Genomic DNA, 18,131 nt, shown 5'->3' with positions numbered 1-18,131 from the left:
CCGCAACCGGCACAGCACCTACATCTTCGAGAGGCCGCCATGACCAGCATCAAACCCGGGACCGGCACCCTGGACACCGAACAAATCCAGGTCGTCACCGCCGACGGCAAGGTTGTCCGCAAGGCCACCATCGCCGGAGCCATGGGCTCGTTCGTCGAATGGTACGACTACGGAATCTATGGCCTGCTAACCACCTACCTGGCCATCAACGTCATGGGCTCCAAGGACGTCGGGTCGCTCCTGCTCACAAACATCGGCTTCCTGGTCAGCTTCCTGGCCCGCCCCTTTGGCAGCGTCATCTGCGGCTACCTCGGCGACAAGATGGGGCGCAAGACACTGCTCTCGACGCTGCTGCTGCTCATCAGCGCATCAACGGCGGCCATCGGCCTGATCCCGTCCCATGCGATCATCGGAATCGCCGCCCCGATCCTCTTGATCCTGTTGCGGATCCTCCAGGGATTCTCCGCCGGTGGCGAGGTGGCCGGTGCAATGTCCTTCGTGGGCGAATATGCCCCCAACCGGACCCGCAACCTTTCCATGAGCTTTATCGCCGTCGGCTCCTTCGCGGCCCTGCTCTTTGGCAGCCTGCTTTCCACCGCACTCATTGCAACCCTCGGCGATGCCACCATGGAAGCCTGGGCATGGCGTATCCCGTTCCTCGTTGCGGTGCCGCTGGGCTACGTGGGCTTCTTCATCCGCAGCCGCATGGAGGACACCCCGCACTTCGCGGCACTTCGGGAACGCAACCAGGTTGAACGCAACCCGCTGAAGGCGGTCTTCACCTCGAAGCGGCACCTGCAGGCGATCGCCATCACCATCTTCCTGCCCGCGGTCAACGGCCCCGGCTACTACCTGCTGTTCGCCTACATGCCCACCTACTTGAAGACGTCCCTGGGCAACGGCCACAACTTCAGCAGCGTCCAGGCGCTCATGGTGACGGCGGTCGGGCTCGTCACCATCATCGTCGCCATCCCGCTCATGGCCCGCTTGTCCGACCGGATCGGCCGCAAGCCCGTGCTCACGCTCTCCGCCATCGCCATGGCCGCGGTGTCCTACCCCATGTTCACCTTCATCGTTACGGGCCAGATGGGTCTGGCCATGGTTGGCGCAGCGGTGATGGCGGTCGCGTTCTCCGGCCATGCCGCCGTCGTCCACACCGTACTGACCGAGCTGTTCCCCACCACGGTGCGCTACAGCGCCTACAGCATCGGATTCAGCATCAGCACCATCATCTTCGGCGGCAGCGCCCCACTGGTCATGACCGAGCTGATCAAGTCCACCGGAAGTTCCATGGTCCCGGCCTACGCGTCAATCATCACCGCACTCATCACCCTGGCCACCATCTTCTTCCTCAAGGAAACCAAGGGCCAGGCACTACGCTCACACTAAAGCCCGGGAGGGCGCCCCGACACCCGGGGCGCCCTCCTCACAGCAATCCGAACCATTCGAAGCCCCTTGCGGGACTTCATCAAACACCCGGGAGTAACAACGTGGGAATCAATTCAGTAGCCGTCGTGGCCGACCTCGGCGAGAGCTACGGAAACTACACCATCGGCGACGACGCGGCCCTCCTCGGGCTCGTCACTGCATCCAACATCGCCTGCGGCTTTCATGCCGGCGATCCCCGCGTCATGGACGCCACGGTCAGGGAGTGCGTGGAACGGGGCATCGAACTGGGCGCCCATCCCGGCTATCCGGACCTGGTGGGCTTCGGCCGCCGGTTGATCGAAGCCTCGGAGGAGGAGATCCGCACCGATGTGCTCTACCAGATCGGCGCACTGGATGCGTTTGCCCGGGTCCACGGCGGCACCATCAGCCATGTGGCCCCCACGGCCGTATGGGCAGCATCGCCCAGACGGATCCCAAGCACGCCCGCGCCATTGCCGACGCCGTGGCCGCCTACGACTCCTCCTATGTGGTGATCTGCCAAAATGGCGTCCTCGCCGACGAATCCCGGGCGCGCGGGCTCCAGGTGGGCTACGTTTTCCTTGCCGACCGCGGATACGGCGAGGACGGGATGCCGGTCCCCCGCTCCGCGGAGGGCGGCCTCTTGTACGACCCCGAGGAAATCGGCCGCCGCGTGGTCCAGGTGGTTAAGGACGGCACTGTTCGCTCGGTGTCCGGTCAGGTGGTCCCGCTGGGCCACGACTGCGACGTCGTCCTGCTCCACGGCGACCACCCGGACGTGCTCCGCAACGGAACGGCCCTGCGCAAGGCGTTGGGCGATGCCGGGATTGCCGCCGTCGGGCTGCGCGAAGTGCTCGCCGAGAAGGCCGCCGTCGCGGCGTCCGCCTAGTACCGGACGATCCGCCATGGCCACCTCCACCTCCCTCGCCGCCACCCTTGCCATGCACGAATTTGGCGACTCCGCCATGATGCTGACCGTCCGCGACGACAGCCAGGCAGTACGCCGGACCGTCATCGCCACCGTGCGGTCCGCGCTGCTCCCACGGCTTCCCTTCGGAGTCCGGGACGCCGTGGCCGGGTTGGAGTCCCTGCTCATCGAGTTCGACCCCTGGCAGTGGCGCCCCGACAACTTGCGGAGGTGCTGGGGCTGATCATCGACGCACACCACCAGGATTCCGGTGACGTCCGGGAGGCCAACACCTTCCTGATCCCCGTGGACTTCCGGGAGGAATTCGCACCCGACCTGGCCGAGGTGGCGGGCGAACTGGGACTCGCGCCGGAGGATGTCATCAGGGTGTTCACCGGTTCATCGCTGCGAATCAGCCTTTTGGCCGCGGCCATGGCCCCCATGATGGACGGTGTCGATTTTCCGGCACCCGTCAGCAGGTGCGCCCTGCCCCGGACAAACGTCCCCGCCGGTTCCATCATGGTGGCGGGGAACAATGCCATCATCCAACCCTTCCCCGGCCCCAGCGGGTGGAAGGTCATCGGGCGGACCCCCTTGCGCATCTGCGACATCGCGGAACAACCGGCCATCACCTACGCTGCCGGCGATTCAGTGAGCTTCACGGCCATCGGACCGTTGCAGTGGGCCCGTTACGAGGGCCGATTCCTCCGCCCCGTGAAAGGCGAAACACCGTGAAAAGACTCGTAGCCCTCACGATTGCCGAGTCCGGCTGGCTCAGCACCTACCAGGACCTTGGGCGCCACAACGCCGAGGCCCTCGGTGTTCCCAGCGGAGGGGCCGCGGACCAGCATTCGGCCACTGTCGGCAATATCCTGGTCGGCAACCCCCGCGACGCGGCATGCATCGAAATCATGGGTGGGCGTTTCTCCTTCGTCCCGGACAGCGACATCCTCATCGCCGTCACCGGCACCCCCGCGGAATTCACCGTCGCCGGCTGCACGGCTCCGCTCTGGACGCCGACCCGGGTGCCGGCGGGAGCCAAGGTCACCATCTCGAATGCCGCCGAGGGAGTCCGTTCGTACCTGGCCGTGGCCGGCACGATCGGCTCCGAACGATTCATGGGCAGCTGCGCACCCGATGCCCGCATGGGCTTCGGGCAAAAGCTCTCCGCCGGGGACACGGTCACGCTCAAGACGGCAAACAGCGGCTATTCGCACGCCTATTTTGACCAAATGCTTTTTCGGCTGCCGGTGCCGATCCCCACCATCTCGAGTGGGATCTGGACGGTCGACGTCGTCGAGGGGCCGGAAATGGCGGCCACGCCGGGGATCAGGGAACTCATGGCCTCGTCCATGTACACGGTCGGGGGCCGGTCCGACCATGTCGGCCTTCGGCTTGACGGGCCGGTCCTGCACCCCCAGGGCCTGGGCGAAATTGTTTCCCACGGCGTCCCGGTCGGTGCGATCGAGATCCCGCACTCCGACGAGCTGATCATCCTGGGCCGTTACCGGACCCTGACGGCCGGCTACCCCATCGTCGCCTTTGCCACGACGGCGGCCCAGTCCATGTTGGGCCAGGCCGGTCCCGGGCGCCGGCTGACCTTCAATTGGGTCCGGCAGGCGGACGCGATCCGGGCGCTTCGGTACCGGGAACACGAATTGAACGTCCTCGAAGATGCCGTGCGGAGCGCCTTTACCGCCGCCGGGCTGCCGATGACCGTTGCGGCGGCGTAACCCGAAATCGCAGTCGGGCAACCCGCCGGCAACGAGTTGACGGCGCCTATCTGCGAACGTATTCTCAAATGAGGATGCCCCGGACGTTGCCTTCCCGGCAACGGGACCGGGCTCGACGGGAACCACGAACAAGCAGGGTTGGGGCCAATGACCGAAGCACCAGTGACCGGCAAGGTCAGAAGCGACACCAAACGCAACCGCAAACACCTCATCCGTGCTGCCGGGGAACTGTTCGCGACCATGGACGGTCCCATCAACATGGTGGACCTTGCCCGCCATGCAGAGATCTCCACGGCCACCGCCTACCGCCACTTCAACTCGGTCGCCGATGTCCTCACCGCCTACCGGTACGACGTCGGACTCCAGCTGAGCGAGTACAGCCAGAAACTTACGATCAACGGGCTGCCGCTCCTGGAGGCCGTGAGCCTGAAGTGGGTGCTGCTGGTCGTCAAGAATGGCGCCGCCATGGTCCACACCAGGTCTCCGGAGGGATACCTGGCCCGGCTTCGGCAGCGTCCGGCGTACCTCCAGGTCCAGGCGGACGCCCTGGACCGTCCGCTCCGGGAGGCCGCGGCCGAACTGGGATTGGACGAGCTCGGCGACGAGGCGATGTTCCTGTGGAACATTCTCTTCGACCCCCGCGAAATCTTCGACCTGATCGACACCCTCGGGCTCAGCCCGGCCCAGGCCAGCGCGCGCCTCATGGCGACATTCAAGGGTGCGCTCGGCGGCTGGGCTGCCGGAAAGAAGGCCGGGTAGCCTACGGGGCCCAACCGGCGTCGTCGCCCTCATATCGGTGGAAGTGGGCGCGCAGGTACTCCCCCACCACGGCGCCGCCAAGGTCCCCGGTGTCCGGGGAGACCACGCGGCCACCGATGCGGCGCGACACCCGCTGCAGGAAGCGTTCAAGCTCGGGATCGTCGCCAAGCCGGAAGAACGTGGCCTGGGTGCCGGCCCGGCCGAGCCGGTCGAGCTCGGCCACCGTGACCCGGATGGTCTCCGGCTCCGGCGGCCAGTCGAACAGCGCTTCGCCGTCCGCGGCCAGGCGCGCGGTGGGTTCGCCGTCGGTCACCACGAGGAGGATGTGCGCCATCGTCGGATACTGACGGAAGAATCGGTTGGCGAGCAACAACCCGTGGTGCAGGTTGGTGCCCTGATCCCGCAGGGACGGCAGCGCCGTGAGTTCGCCAATATCCATGGACTGGGCGAAGCGGCCGAACGTGATGAGTTGGAGCCGGTCGCCGCGGAACCGCGTCGTCACCAGCTGGTGCAGGGCGAGGGCGGTGCGTTTCATCGGCACCCAGCGCCCCTCCGCCGCCATGGAGAACGACACGTCGACGAGCAGGACCACGGCCGCCTGGGTGCGGGCCTCCGTTTCCTTGACCTCAATGTCTCCCACCGCGAGGCGCAGGCCGTGGCGCGGATCGCCGCCGGCCGCGATCGTGCGCTGAATCGCATTGACCATCGTGGTGGTGACATCCCACGGCTCGGCATCCCCAAACTGCCATTCACGGCTGGCGCCCGTCTGCTCGCCGGCCATCCCGGCGCTGCGGGTGTCCCGGCTGCCCTGCCGTCCGGAGATCTGCCGGGCGGCATCCTGCAACAGTGACTTCCCGAGCCGCCGCAGGGCCGACGGCGACAACCGCAGCTCGCCGTCGCCGCCGCGGCGCAGATAGCCGCCGTCGTGCAGGGCCCGCTCGATCTCGGCGAGCCTGCGGGCCGAGATCGCGGCCTTCTCGCCCAATTGCCGGGCCAGGGCGTCCAGGTCAAGGTCATCCAGGCCCGCACCGTTGTGGTTCTGGGCGAGCTGCTCGGCTAGCTGGTCGAGCTCGGCAAGGTCCTGGATCACACCGGTGCCGTCGCCCAGCCCAAGCCCCTCCTGACCCTTGAACCGTTCGGACCCCGACCAATCTTCGCCGGGCCGCAGCGCCTGCAGATTCGCGTCCAGCTGCTCGAGCTGGCCCATGAGCTCCGGAGAGCCAAACGCTTGGGCGGAGAGCCGCATGAGTTCCTCACGCTGCTCCGCGGACATCGACTGCATCAGCCGCTGGGCCGCCGCCGCCCGCTGCGCCAATGCGTCGATCAACTCCTCGACGGATTGCGGGTTCTCCGGAAAGAACTGCCCGTGCCGGTCCATGAACTCCTGGAAGTCGGCGTCGGTGTCTTCGCCGCGCCCATGCTTGCCGAGGAGCTCATTGAGGTCCGCCAGCATGTGGTTGACCTCGGCGCGGTCCTCGGCGGTGGCGCTTTCCAGTGCCTCCTTCATGCCGGCGAACCGTTGGTCGAGGAGCTCGCGGCCCAGCAGGTCCTTGATCTGTTCGTAGGCCTCCCTGGCGCTGCTTGACTGCCAATCGTAGTTGGCAAGCTCATTGACTGCCGCCGCTGTGGACTGGGGAAGGTTCGCCAGCTCCATCTCCCGGAACGCCCTATCGGTGTCGTCCATCGCGACGTCACGGGCCAGCTGTTTACGTTCCTCCAGGACCGCCGTCTCAAGAAGTTTCCGGACCTCGTTGAGTGTGCCGTCCAGCTGGTGCCGGCCCAGCAGTTCCCGGCGGCGCTGCTGGACGCGCCCGGCCAGGTTGTCCAGCCCGGCACGTTTGCCCGTGCCCCGGCGCAGGTACTCCCGCAGGGCCTGTTGCGGGGAGTATCCGCTCATGACGTCCTCGGCGATCGCGTCGAGGGCCTCGGCCAAATCGACCGGCGGCGCGAGCGGGTCCGGCCCGCCGGCATAGCGGCCGTACCTGTTCGATCCGCTGTGGCTACTCATCGTTGCTGCCTGTTTCCGGTCCCGGGCCTAGCCGTAGATCCGCTCGCCGTCGTCGGAGTCCTTGGAGATTTTCCGGGCCAGGTAAAGGCCCTCGAGCGCCAGTTCGATGGCGGCGGCGCGCTGGCCGTCGTTGCCCGCGCCGAGGCGGGCGCCAATCTCGTCGTAGAGGCCCGAGCCATTCAGTGACGGCAGGTCCTCAAGGAACTCCCGTGCGGTGACCGCATCTCCCGTGGTCACGGTCCGGCGGCCGTCGAAGGCCGCCACGAGCGGCCCGAAGTCGACGCCGCGGAAGTGCAACCTGACGGCCTCGGCCGTCGCCATGCGCAGCAGATGCTCCAAAACGTCCTGTTCACGACCCTCCTCCCCCGCCTCGAATTCGATCTTGCCGGCCAGGACATCCACGGCGGCCGCCAGGTCAACGATCCGGGCGACGGCGTCCGTCTCACCACGGACGGTGGCGCGCCGGCGTGCGGCCGCGGCCACGGTCTCCGCGCCGGCGATCGCGAAGCGGACGGACACCCCCGAGCCCTGGTTCACGGCGGGCGACTCCCGCAGCGAGCGGGTGTACCGGGCCAGGATCTCCACGATCACGGCCGGTACGTCCGCGGCCAGCTGCCCCTCCTGCGTGATGATGGCAACCTCGTCGTCGAGCTCCACGGGGTAGTGGGTGCGGATCTCGGCGCCGAACCGGTCCTTGAGCGGGGTGATGATCCTGCCGCGGTTGGTGTAGTCCTCGGGGTTGGCGGAGGCGACGACCAGGACGTCCAGCGGCAGTCGCAGCACGTAGCCGCGGATCTGGATGTCGCGCTCCTCCATGACGTTGAGCATGGAGACCTGGATCCGCTCGGCGAGGTCGGGCAGCTCGTTGATGGCCACGATGCCCCGGTTCGACCGCGGGATCAGGCCGTAGTGGATGGTTTCCGGGTCACCGAGCCGGCGCCCCTCGGCTACGCGCATGGGGTCGACGTCGCCAATCAGGTCGGCGACGGAGGTGTCGGGTGTCGCAAGTTTCTCCACGTAGCGTTCCGAGCGGTGCCGCCACTCCACGGGCAGCCGGTCCCCCTCGGCCAGTACACGGACCCGGGACTGCTCCGTGATGGGGTCATAGGGGTGCTCGTTCAGTTCGGATCCCTCGATCATGGGCGACCACTCGTCAAGGAGCCCGGCAAGGGTTCGCAGGAGCCGGGTCTTGCCCTGCCCGCGTTGGCCCAGCAGCACGAAGTCGTGGCCGGCAATCAGGGCACGTTCAAGTTGCGGCAGGACGGTCCGGCTGAATCCGAATATGCCCGGCCACGGGTCAACGCCCGCGGCAAGGGCCGCGAGCAGGTTCTCGCGAATCTCCTGGTGCAGGCCCTTGTGGACGTGCCCGGAGGCACGCAATTCACCAACCGTAAGAATTTCGGGGCGATCGCTCACGTCTCCACGGTAGTCCGGAACTGGTGGCGAATCCAGCCTTGAAGTCCGGCCCGAAAGGGCGTAGAACGGCCTAGTCTGGAGGGTGATGACTGAAACTATGGCAGCGCCGCCGAAACCCGAAACGCTGCTCCTGCCGGTGCGTTGCGGTGAGAGCTTCCCGCAGATGCAAACACGGATGGTTGGCGCGCTTGAGGGGCTGTGCGCCGCCCATGGCGTGAGCGTCGTCGGTCCTCATGGTGAATTCGACCCAGGAACCCTTGCACGGACAGAGGGCGCCGTGAGACGGGGTGGATCGTGCCCGGCCGCAAGCTGACGCTGCTGTCTGAGGGCCGGATCGAACTGGCCGGACGCATCGAGCACAGCAGCAACGCAAGCTACCTCGCCCAGATCTCACTCGGGGAGGATGCGGCATGGGCGGTTTACAAGCCGGAGTCCGGGGAACGGCCGTTGTTCGACTTTGAACCCGGACTGCATCGGCGGGAACGCGCCGCGTACCTGCTCAGTAAGCATTTGGGCTGGGGAATCGTCCCGCCGACGGTGATCCGGGAGGACGCACCCCTGGGCGTTGGTTCGCTGCAGTGGTTCATCGAGGGCGACGGGCGTGAGCACTATTTCACCCTCTACGACGATGCGCCCGAAACCCATCCCGAGCTGGTGCGGATCGCCGTCTTCGATTGCATTGCCAACAACACCGACCGCAAGAGCGGGCACGTGGTGCGCGGGCGCAACGGGCGGGTGTGGGGCATCGACCACGGCTTGTGCTTCGCCGCCGAATTCAAGCTGCGCACCGTCATCTGGGACTTTGCCGGGGATCCCATCCCGGGTGCCTTGCTGGCGGATATCGCCCCGATCGCCGAGGCCGTCCCCGACGATCTCGCCGAACTCCTCGACGGGGCGGAAGTCACGGCACTTCGACGCCGGGCGGAGCGCCTGTTGCGCCAGGGCGTGTTGCCAATCGACCGCACCGGCAGGCGTTACCCGTGGCCCCTCGTGTAGAGGCCGGCCCGTAGGCCGGAAGTTCTTTCACATCAACGGCGAATTTGCTACCCCAAATCATCCGGAGTGTCCCATAATCGATGAGTCGCATGCTTTGGGTGGGGCATGCGGCACAAGCCCGGGCACAAGCTAGGGCTTTTACCATGGGGGTAAACCGCGCACTTTGGGTTTGCCGGGCCCGGGGCCGGCATGGCCGCCGGGTGCCAAACAGCGGAGGTCTTGTTATGTCACGAACGGATTTTGTCTTTCTCCCCACCACGGGCACGCCGAGGCCGCCCGGACTCGGTTCATTTTCAGCTCGGAGGAAGCTCCTGAGCTGCGTAGTTGCCGTAGGCCTGTGCATGCTGGCCGGCACGGTTCCCTCCCATGCGGCCGGCACGGCCGTCACTGTTGAGGATCCCGGACCTGTGGGCAGTTTCTCCTGGAAGGGTTTCAACTGGCAGAAGCGGTTCTGGGGAGGAGCGCCGCAGTACAACCAGAGTTTTGATGCGGCCAACGTCAGCAACCCGGATGCGAACGGCTATGTGACCATGGCGTTGTCCAACCCGACCGGTTCGGCGCCGGCGGGTGCGGAATTCCAGTCGACGCGGCAGGGGTTCGGTTACGGGACGTACAGCACCACGGTTGAAAAGAATGTCAGCCTGCTCCAAAAGGAGGTCGTGTGGGGATGCCTTTTCACCTATGATCCAGATGCCTCACCCGGCTTCAATGAAATTGATCTTTGCGAAGCATCCGCCTGGGGCGGCGGAGCTGCCTACGGCGAATCCTGGCCGGTCACCCAGGGTCACGGTTACTGGTTTGACGCCACCAAACCGCCCGGACAGGGAAACAGCACCGTCACCTTTGGCGTCACGAACGACGTCGTGCTGACGCACAAGATGGTGTGGGAACCTGGCAAGATCACTTTTGAAACGTATTCCGGCACGGGCGACACCGGGACGTTGTTGAAGCGGACGGTCATGGAAGGTTCCACGGTGCCGGTGCCCGCCAAGGAGGCCATCCACTTCAACTTGTGGGTGACCGGCGGCGGTGGCGGCGACCCGGCGCATATTGCGCCCGAAAGTGTCATCATTCGGGACTTCTCGTTCACTCCGGCGGGAGCCGTGCCCGGGACGCTGACCGCCCCGGCACCGACCATCAGCGGGACTTTGCGGACCGGGTCCACGTTGACGGCAAATGCCGGCACCTGGACCACGGGGACCTCCTTGCAGTATCAGTGGTACCGCTCGGGAACTGCCATTGCGGGCGCCACCGGCAAGAGCTACAAGCTCGTCACGGCGGACCAGGCCAAAACCATCACGGTGGCGGTGACAGGTTCCAAGGCCGGGTATACGACGGTGACGAAGTATTCGGCGGCTACTGCACCCATCACCTAGCCGGCCGCGGTGGCCGGGAACCTGGGATGACTCCCCGGTTCCCGGCCACCGGGCCGCACGTCTGCGGTTACGGCTTTTCTGCGCGCACCGGGATGATGCGCTTGACGGCCATGCCGAGCGCCACCATGGCGAAGGCCGCCAGGACGTACCAGAACAACTGGCCGGCGCCGGTCATGGCGAGCGCCGCCGAACCTACTCCTGCGGCCACGGGAACTACCGGGTTGTTGTACATGATCGCTACCAAACTTTCTTTTTGTTGAAGAGTGCGTCGGCGTAGGCCTTTGCGTGAACCGCCTGCAGGAAGAGGTCGATCACCGTCTCGTACATCGTGGCCGCCAACAGCATGTACTTCCAGCCCCGGTATCGCACGGTGATGATGCGTTCGAGCACGAACACGCCCGTGACGGCCAGCCAGAAGGCCTTGATGTGCAGTCCCTGGCCTGTTCCCAGGGTGAAGGCGATGGACCCCAAGTAGGCCATGGTGACAAGGACCCCGACCATGGAGAGGATCTGCCGGCCCCAGTACGGGCGCGTGATCCTGGTCCAGCCGTACTGGACGCAGTTCTCCACGGCGCCGCGCTTCCAGCGCAGGCGCTGGGCCCACAATTCCCGCCAGCTTTGCATCACCTCGGTGACAAGCGTGCAGTCGGAGGGGGATGCGATGCGATAGCCCAGGGTCAGCAGCGCGAACGACAGTTCATTGTCTTCCGTCAGGACGGAGGTGTCGTAGACCCCGCCGCGACCATTCCCTGCCGGGAGCACCTGCTCGATCCGGGCTGCCGAGACGGTCCGCAGCGTCTCGGCCCGGAACAGTGCGGCAGTCCCGGTGACGACGAGGCACCGGCCGTGGAGGCGCTTGACATCCCTGGCGTACCGGGCATATTCGTTGCGTTGCAGGTGGCCGACGAAACCACCCCCGGGACCTCCGCTGAACACGCCGCCGACGGCGCCGAGCTTGTTGTTGGCGCTCAGGTGGCGGACGGCGTTTTCGATAAAGTTTCCCGCCAATTGGGAGTCGGCGTCCTGCACCAGGATCAGATCGTCCGGGGCGGCATCCGCCAGGAGTCCCTCGAGCGCGAAGTTCAGGGCGCCGGCCTTCTTGTCCGTATTGCCCTCTGTCCGGATTACTTCCGCCCCGTGGCCGAGGGCAAGCTGCTCCGTGGTGTCCGTGCAGTTGTCGGCAACCACGATAACCCGGTCCGGCCGGCGTGTTTGCCGAGCCAGCGATTCGAGGGTCTCGATGATTGCCTCGGCTTCATTGTGCGCAGGCACCAGAACCGTGACTACGCCGCCGTCGGCCCGGTGCGAACCGCCTGCGCCTGCGGGGTGGGAATCCGGTGTCACACCGGGAAGAATCCGGGCTTCCACACTCTGATTGTTGCGCATTTGGATCCTCCTCCTGGGTTTGGTTTTGCTGCCATTTCCCACTATGGCAGCGGCACCTTAACCGACGGACAAGAAACCCTCAGGACTGGCGCAGCACTGGATCAAGATCACCTCCGGATGCGGATCCGGTGCCCGGCCCACCACCTCCTCCGAATCCCCATACGCGTCGGCCGTATCGACAAGGTCGATGCCCGCGTCGAGCGCCTTGTGAATGACCCGGACCGAGTCCCCGGGATCGGGGTTCCCAACCTGGGTGGCAAACAGGAGCGCGCCGAGCGCGTAGGGACTGACCTTGATGCCTGTTCGTCCGAGGTTGCGGCACTGCATGGGGTTCTCCATCGCTGCGCGTTATGTGCCCGGATGCCCCCGACGGATTGGCCATCCCCGACGGAAACTCTTCGGGGGAAAGGATCCGGCAGCGGGCCGGCCGCACCCCGAGAATCAGTTAGATCGTTGACAGTTAGAATTCAAACAGTTAGAGTTCATAGCATGAACCAGATGGACAAGCCCCTCCGCTCAACCCTCGAACTGATGCGTTGGGTGGGGTGGGCGCAGATGAAGGCCGGCGAGGACTGGATCCGTGAGCGCGAGCTCAGCCACCCCCAGAGTTTCGTGCTCGGCTACCTGGTCCAAAACCCCGGTGCGATCCAACGCGATATCGCGAAGGTGACGCGCACGACGGCGGCAAGTGTTTCCAGCCTCCTGCAGGGACTCGAGACCCGCGGCCTCGTTGAGCGCCGTACCGAAGCGGGCAATGAACGCAGCAAACGCGTCTACGCCACACCCGCCGGCGTCGAACTCATCAGTGGCTTCGACACCGCAATGGCAGGCACCGAAGAGTCGATCCTCACCCCGCTGGATACGGATGAGCGGACCGCCCTCCACGCGCTGCTGGCCAAGATCACCGCGGAGCTGCCGCAACCTAGCCGGTAGCAACCCCCGTGCGGCCCGGCCGCACATCAAGAACCTCTTCTTCGCCGCACCGGCATTCGACGGTGCGCGATCGAGTCTGCCCAAAAGGAGCTGCCATGAACACCCCAACAACCCAGGAAGTACCCGCGGCGGACATCGGATCCAACCGCTGGTACCTCTCAAATGCACCAATCATCCGGGCACTGGTCCACCTTTGCGTGCCCATGGCGGCCGCGATGATTGTCGGCGCCGTCTACAACCTCATCAACGCCGGATTCATTGGGTCGCTGCACAACACCGTGCTGCTTGCCGCGATCACCCTCGGCTCCCCCATCCTTGGCCTGGTCATGGCAGTCGGCAACGTCTTCGGCGTTGGCGGCGGTGCCCTCATGTCCCGGCTGCTGGGCGCAGCCGAACACGATCCCGCCAAGGCCGGTGGGATCAAGCGCGTGGCGTCGTTCTCCTTTTGGGGATCGATCATCACCGGTGCCGTGATCGGCGGCGCAGGCCTGCTGCTGCTAAAACCACTCGTGTCCCTGCTTGGCGCGAACGCCGACACCGTACCCGCCACCAGCGCTTTCGTGGGCGTCCTGCTCGCCTTCGTGCCGGTACTCGCCGCCGCGGTCTGCCTGGAGCAGCTGGTCCGCGCCGAGGGGGCCGCCCGGCAAGTCATGGTCGGGCTCATCGCCTCAACCATCGTCAACCTCATCCTTGATGTCCTCTTCATCCTCGTGCTGCACTGGGGAGTCGCCGGAGCCGCCCTGGCAACGGGGTTGGCGAACCTTGCGGTGGTCATCTACTTTGCCGCCTGGCTGACCGGAAACAGCGACCATGTCAGCCTTGCACCCCGATGGTTCACGCTTGCCGGGTCCGTGGTGAAGCCGGTCCTCGGCGTGGGTGTCGGCACCTTGTTGCAGTCCGCCTTCCTCATCGTCACCGCCCTGGTCCTGAACAATCTCGCCGCCGCGTACGGCGACGGCCCACTCGCCGCCATGGGGGTTGCCGTCCGCATCGCCCAGGTCCCGGAATTCCTGATCATGGGGATCACCTTTGGTGTATTGCCCCTACTCGCCTACTCCTACGGCAAGGGCGATAAGAACCGGCTCTCCTCGGCGCTGCGCAAGTCCGCGGTCGCGGTGGGCGGCATCGCACTGTTCTCCTCCGCCGTCGTGTTCATCTTCCGCGACCAGGTATTCACCGCATTTGTTGCCGACCGCTCGGTCCTGACGATCGGCGTCGTTGTCCTCACGGCTCAGCTCGTGGCAATGATCGCGAATGCATTCACAGGCCTGATCACCTCGCTGTTCCAAGCCACGGGACGCGCCATGGCGGCAACCGTGATGTCGGTGACGCAGGGTGTCTTGTTCATCCCCGTGGTGCTCCTGGGCAACCTCTGGTTCGGCCTTGCCGGCATCATTTGGGCGCTGACGGTCACCGAGGTAGCCGTGCTCGCCACCGGCCTGGTGATGTGGCTGGCTTCCCGCCGCGCGATCGACCGCGGCCTCGCCGAAGGCAGCCCCGAGCGGGCGGAGGCCGTGCTCGAGGAGGCTGCGGCCTAGGCACCCCCAGCGGAGCGGCCGCGCCGCGACGTGAAGGTCCTCACCAGGTCGGCGGTCCACTGTTCGGGAATCTCCCAGGGGATGAAGTGGCCGCCCTGGGGGTGGGCGGCGATGTTGACGTGGTTGTACCAGTCCGCACGGTCACTTGCCAGGAACGCTTCGATGCGCTCTTCCGGGCCGTGGATTCCCGGAGGGTTCTCATAGTCGACGAACGTGATCCCGGTGGGCGCCTCGATGACCGGCGTCCGGCCATGGGAGGGCGTCCAGGGGTAGCGGTTGTTGTTGGCATAGGTGCGGCTCGAGCTGGCGATGGCGTTGCCGGTCCAGTAGATCGTTGCGTGGGTCAGGAGCTCGTCGCGGGTAAAGACGGAGTAGATGTCGCCGTCGTTGTCGGACCAGTGCATCCATCGTTCCAGGATCCAGGCCAGCATGCCTACGGGAGAGTCGGCCAAGCCGTAGGCAAGCGTGCTTGGGGCGAGCATGTGCGCGGCGAGGTGCACGGCGAACCGCCGGTCGAACTCCATCACCCTCAGACGCTGGTCTTCGGGCAGCCCGGTGGGGATGGGTTTGCCGCCGGAATAGTCCCAGGCACGGTCGCCGGTGAAAGGGTCGAGCTTGAGGGCTGAGCCAATGTGGATCCCGTACAGCTCGTCGGCGTACTTATGGCCGAGCTGGCCCGTGATGAGGGCGCCAACGTCGCAGCCGGCCGCGGCATACCGGGCATGGCCGAGCGTCCCGGTCATCAGTTCATGCCAGACGTCGGCGATCTTCCAGAAGTTCATGTCCGGCCGGGTCGGCGTCGAGTACCCGAACCCCGGCAGCGAAGGGACAATCACCTCGAAGGCGTCCGCCGGGTCGCCTCCAAAGGCGGCCGGGTCGGCCGGGTCGGCCAGCCGGTCGATGACCTTTGACCAGTGCCAAAAGGTCCAGGGCCACCCGTGGCTGAGGATCAGTGGGGTGGGGTTGGGCCCGACGCCCGGCTTGCGCATGAAGTGGACCTTCGTGCCGGACACCTCAACCTCGTAGTGCTCATAGGCGTTCATCGCCCGCTCGGCGGCCCTCCAGTCATACTCCTCGGCCCAGTACCGGGCCAAATCACGGAGCAGGGCACCGGGGACCCCGTACCGGCCGTCGTCGTTCCCTGCATCATCGGGCCATTTCGTCGCGCGCAGCCGCGCTCGCAGATCGTCCAGGACCTTGTCCGCAACGGCAATCGGGGTTTGTGGCAATGCGTTCACGCCTGCGCTCATGCCGCGACTCTACCAATTTCGGTCCACCAGCACCCGCACGGGCGTAAAGTGTGGGCATCCGGATGAGTGTTAACTTCATGGGAGATGGCCAAATGGATGACAAGGTTGGAATCGATCCCGCTGTTCCGCCCAGCGGAACCGGGTGTGTTGAATGTGAGGCCGCCGGCGGGTGGTGGCTGCATCTTCGCCGCTGCGCCGAGTGCGGGCACATTGGTTGTTGCGACAGTTCACCGTCCCAACATGCCTCGGCCCATGCGCTATCCAACGGGCATCCGGTCATTCGGAGTTTTGAACCGGGCGAAGACTGGTTCTGGAACTACGATGAATCCGACTACGTTGACGGGCCCGCCCTGCTCCCACCCGACAACCGCCCGCTTGATCAATCGACACCCGGCCCCGCCGCCCGGGTCCCCGACGATTGGGCCAACCACCTGAATTAGCCGGGCGCGGGCCCGGCATGACCCAATCCGGCGACAATCGACCTGCGGGTCGGGAATGGAGCAAGCCATGAAGGCAGCCCGGTTCAGGCGGTTCGGAGGGCCGGAGGTCCTGGAGTTGGTGGATCTTCCCGATCCGCACGCAGGCCCCGGCCAGATCCGGATTGCGGTGCGCGCCGCCGGCATCAACGCCAGCGACTGGAAGAAGCGCCAAGGGTTGATGGACCAGGACCTCCCCCAGACCATGGGATATGAGGCTGCGGGCATCATTGACGAGCTCGGTCCGGGAGTCACTGACGTCACCGTTGGCGACCGGGTGTTTGGGATCGGCGGCGGAGGTGCCGCCCAAGCCGAACTCGCCGTGCTGGACTTCTACGCACCGATTCCTGCCTTGCTTGACTTCGCCGGTGCCGCGGCTTTGCCGGCCGCCGTCGAGACCGCGGCAAGGGCGCTTGACCAGCTCGGCGTCGGGCATGGCAGCACCGTGCTCATCAACGGCGCTTCCGGGAGCATCGGCAGCGCCGCGGTCCAGCTCGCGTTGGTGCGCGGCGCACGGGTGATCGGAACGGGCAGCCCTGCCACGCACGACTACCTGCGCGGGCTGGGCGCCGAACCCGTCGCCTACGGCGAGGGCATGACAGGGCGGATCCGGGCCATGGTTCCGGACGGCGTCGACCTCGCGCTCGATGTTGCCGGAAGCGGCGTCCTGGCCGAACTGATCGAGCTCGCGGGCGGCGCGGAGCACGTCATCACGATCGCGGACTTTGCCGGGGCGCGGGATCATGGAGTGCGGTTCAGCCGGGGCGACTCCGGCCGCGCCACCTATGCCCTGGCCCTGGCCGCCGATTTGATTGGCTCGGGACGGTTCTCGCTCCCGGTGGGGCAAACGTTTCCCCTGGCCGACGTCGCCGAGGCACATCGCGTGGGCGAGGCCGGGCTGGTGCGCGGGAAGCTCGTGCTGCTGCTCGGCTAGGCCGGCACAAGTGCAGCTGCCGCTATTCCGTCATCTCGACGGGTACGGCGATGACGTCCACCATGGCCCCGTTGCGGAGTACCGTCACCGCCAGCGGCGCACCAATGGCCTCGGCGAACAGCTGTTTTTGCAGGCTCTCGGCGCTCGAGACCGGACGCTGTCCCACCGTGAGCACCAGGTCGCCCGCCTTCAAGCCAGCGTGGTCCGCCGGCGATCCGGCAATCACATCTGCCACGCGCAGGCCCTTCCGCTGGCCGACCCGCAGGGCGAGGGTCTCGTTGAGCGCAATCGGCGAGCTGACCAGGCCCAGGTAGGCGCGTCGGACCCGCCCGTCGGCCATCAGGGCGGCGATGATCCGCCGGGTGGTGGCGTTGATCGGGACGGCAAGGCCCAGGCCCGCGCCCGCCACGGCGGTGTTGATGCCGACAACCCTGCCACGGGAGTCGGCCAGCGCCCCGCCGGAATTGCCCGGGTTCAATGCGGCATCGGTCTGGATGACGTCCTCAATCACCCGCCGGGTGCGGCCGAGGGCAGTGGGCATGGACCGTCCCAGCCCGCTGACGACGCCGGCCGTCACCGATCCGGCCAGGCCCAGCGGGTTGCCCACGGCGATGACCAGCTGGCCCACCCGAAGCCCCTCGGCGTCGCCGAGTTGGGCCGGCCCCTGCAGGTGGGACAGTCCGCGGATAACGGCCAGGTCGGACAATACGTCCGCTCCCCTGATCTCGATCTCCGTTCCGGTGCCGTCGGCAAAAGCCGCCCACCCGGACGTGGCGCCGGCAACCACGTGGGCGTTCGTCAGCATGTAGCCGTCTTCGGTGAAGACGACGGCGGAGCCCGCACCAAGGCGCACGCGCCCATTGCGGCCCTGACCCATCACCTCGACGGCGGCCACGTGCGGCGCGACCGCTTCGGCAACCGTGATGACGGTCCTGGAATAGGCGTCCATTGCTTCTTCAGCCCCAAGCCCACCCTCGGGAATGTCGGGAGACTCTTTCACCGCGCACCTCCT

18 protein-coding genes and 1 pseudogene are annotated in these 18,131 nt (G+C 66.3%); 12 read left to right on the top strand and 7 right to left on the bottom strand.

Annotated features, from left to right (window positions below; all coding sequences use genetic code 11):
* The first annotated feature begins 39 nt into the window (after positions 1–39).
* The 6 genes and pseudogenes from AL755_RS10280 (at position 40) to AL755_RS10255 (ending at position 4,806) form a co-directional block, all read left to right on the top strand.
* Positions 40–1,389, top strand: coding sequence for an MFS transporter (locus tag AL755_RS10280; protein WP_054010923.1), 1,350 nt, complete (start codon positions 40–42; stop codon positions 1,387–1,389).
* A gap of 101 nt (positions 1,390–1,490) precedes the next feature.
* Positions 1,491–2,296, top strand: a pseudogene (locus AL755_RS24570) (LamB/YcsF family protein).
* A gap of 16 nt (positions 2,297–2,312) precedes the next feature.
* Complete coding sequence (locus tag AL755_RS23495) at positions 2,313–2,558, top strand: carboxyltransferase domain-containing protein (protein ID WP_054010922.1); 246 nt, start codon at positions 2,313–2,315, stop codon at positions 2,556–2,558.
* Positions 2,522–3,049 carry a carboxyltransferase domain-containing protein gene (locus AL755_RS10265; RefSeq protein ID WP_160318885.1) on the top strand — a complete coding sequence of 176 codons (528 nt, stop codon included), beginning with the start codon at positions 2,522–2,524 and terminating at the stop codon, positions 3,047–3,049. The genes AL755_RS23495 and AL755_RS10265 overlap by 37 nt, the downstream gene beginning before the upstream one ends.
* Complete coding sequence (locus AL755_RS10260) at positions 3,046–4,047, top strand: 5-oxoprolinase subunit C family protein (protein WP_054010920.1); 1,002 nt, start codon at positions 3,046–3,048, stop codon at positions 4,045–4,047. The genes AL755_RS10265 and AL755_RS10260 overlap by 4 nt, the downstream gene beginning before the upstream one ends.
* A 147-nt stretch (positions 4,048–4,194) precedes the next feature.
* A complete protein-coding gene (locus AL755_RS10255) occupies positions 4,195–4,806 on the top strand; it encodes a TetR/AcrR family transcriptional regulator (RefSeq protein WP_054010919.1) in 612 nt (203 codons plus the stop codon).
* Between the two features lies 1 nt (position 4,807).
* Here the strand turns inward: AL755_RS10255 and AL755_RS10250 are convergent, their stop codons facing one another.
* Positions 4,808–6,814, bottom strand: a complete 2,007-nt coding sequence (locus AL755_RS10250) for a vWA domain-containing protein (RefSeq protein ID WP_054010918.1) — start codon at positions 6,812–6,814, stop codon at positions 4,808–4,810.
* A 27-nt stretch (positions 6,815–6,841) separates the two neighbouring features.
* Positions 6,842–8,230: a sigma 54-interacting transcriptional regulator gene (locus AL755_RS10245; protein WP_054010917.1), complete on the bottom strand. Its 1,389-nt coding sequence runs from the start codon at positions 8,228–8,230 to the stop codon at positions 6,842–6,844.
* Positions 8,231–8,524: 294 nt separating this feature from the next.
* Between AL755_RS10245 and AL755_RS10240 the strand changes: the two genes are divergently transcribed.
* A complete protein-coding gene (locus AL755_RS10240; protein WP_054010916.1) occupies positions 8,525–9,226 on the top strand; it encodes an SCO1664 family protein in 702 nt (233 codons plus the stop codon).
* Positions 9,227–9,567: 341 nt separating this feature from the next.
* On the top strand, positions 9,568–10,602 hold the full coding sequence (locus AL755_RS10235) for a hypothetical protein (RefSeq protein ID WP_054010915.1): 1,035 nt from the start codon (positions 9,568–9,570) through the stop codon (positions 10,600–10,602).
* Positions 10,603–10,669: 67 nt separating this feature from the next.
* On the opposite strand, the gene AL755_RS23610 is transcribed toward AL755_RS10235, so the two are convergent.
* From AL755_RS23610 to AL755_RS10225, 3 genes are read right to left on the bottom strand one after another with little or no spacing between them, the layout of a single operon-like run.
* Complete coding sequence (locus AL755_RS23610) at positions 10,670–10,834, bottom strand: hypothetical protein (protein WP_192841667.1); 165 nt, start codon at positions 10,832–10,834, stop codon at positions 10,670–10,672.
* A gap of 5 nt (positions 10,835–10,839) precedes the next feature.
* Entirely contained in the window at positions 10,840–11,988 is a 1,149-nt protein-coding gene (locus AL755_RS10230; RefSeq protein ID WP_082369086.1) for a glycosyltransferase, read from the bottom strand.
* 57 nt (positions 11,989–12,045) lie between these two features.
* A complete protein-coding gene (locus AL755_RS10225; protein WP_337589585.1) occupies positions 12,046–12,327 on the bottom strand; it encodes an aldo/keto reductase in 282 nt (93 codons plus the stop codon).
* A gap of 159 nt (positions 12,328–12,486) precedes the next feature.
* Here AL755_RS10225 and AL755_RS10220 point away from each other — a divergent pair, with 159 nt between their 5' ends.
* Both AL755_RS10220 and AL755_RS10215 read left to right on the top strand, forming a co-directional pair.
* A complete protein-coding gene (locus AL755_RS10220) occupies positions 12,487–12,921 on the top strand; it encodes a MarR family winged helix-turn-helix transcriptional regulator (protein WP_107503836.1) in 435 nt (144 codons plus the stop codon).
* 95 nt (positions 12,922–13,016) lie between these two features.
* Complete coding sequence (locus tag AL755_RS10215) at positions 13,017–14,459, top strand: MATE family efflux transporter (protein WP_054010912.1); 1,443 nt, start codon at positions 13,017–13,019, stop codon at positions 14,457–14,459.
* Here the strand turns inward: AL755_RS10215 and AL755_RS10210 are convergent.
* Positions 14,456–15,709, bottom strand: coding sequence for an epoxide hydrolase family protein (locus AL755_RS10210; RefSeq protein ID WP_054010911.1), 1,254 nt, complete (start codon positions 15,707–15,709; stop codon positions 14,456–14,458). The genes AL755_RS10215 and AL755_RS10210 overlap by 4 nt on opposite strands.
* A 92-nt stretch (positions 15,710–15,801) precedes the next feature.
* On the opposite strand from AL755_RS10210, the gene AL755_RS22405 reads away from it, so the two are divergent.
* Together AL755_RS22405 and AL755_RS10205 are read left to right on the top strand one after the other, a co-directional pair.
* On the top strand, positions 15,802–16,149 hold the full coding sequence (locus tag AL755_RS22405) for a UBP-type zinc finger domain-containing protein (protein WP_082369082.1): 348 nt from the start codon (positions 15,802–15,804) through the stop codon (positions 16,147–16,149).
* A gap of 67 nt (positions 16,150–16,216) precedes the next feature.
* Positions 16,217–17,119, top strand: coding sequence for an NADP-dependent oxidoreductase (locus AL755_RS10205; protein WP_054010910.1), 903 nt, complete (start codon positions 16,217–16,219; stop codon positions 17,117–17,119).
* Between the two features lie 22 nt (positions 17,120–17,141).
* On the opposite strand, the gene AL755_RS10200 is transcribed toward AL755_RS10205, so the two are convergent.
* Entirely contained in the window at positions 17,142–18,068 is a 927-nt protein-coding gene (locus AL755_RS10200) for a S1C family serine protease (RefSeq protein WP_054010909.1), read from the bottom strand.
* Positions 18,069–18,131 lie beyond the last annotated feature (63 nt).

It is taken from the genome of Arthrobacter sp. ERGS1:01, from assembly GCF_001281315.1.
Classification (GTDB): Bacteria; Actinomycetota; Actinomycetes; order Actinomycetales; family Micrococcaceae; genus Specibacter.
The sequence above is the reverse complement of the archived record's forward strand: the minus strand, read 5'-3'. Positions and strand labels throughout refer to the sequence as shown.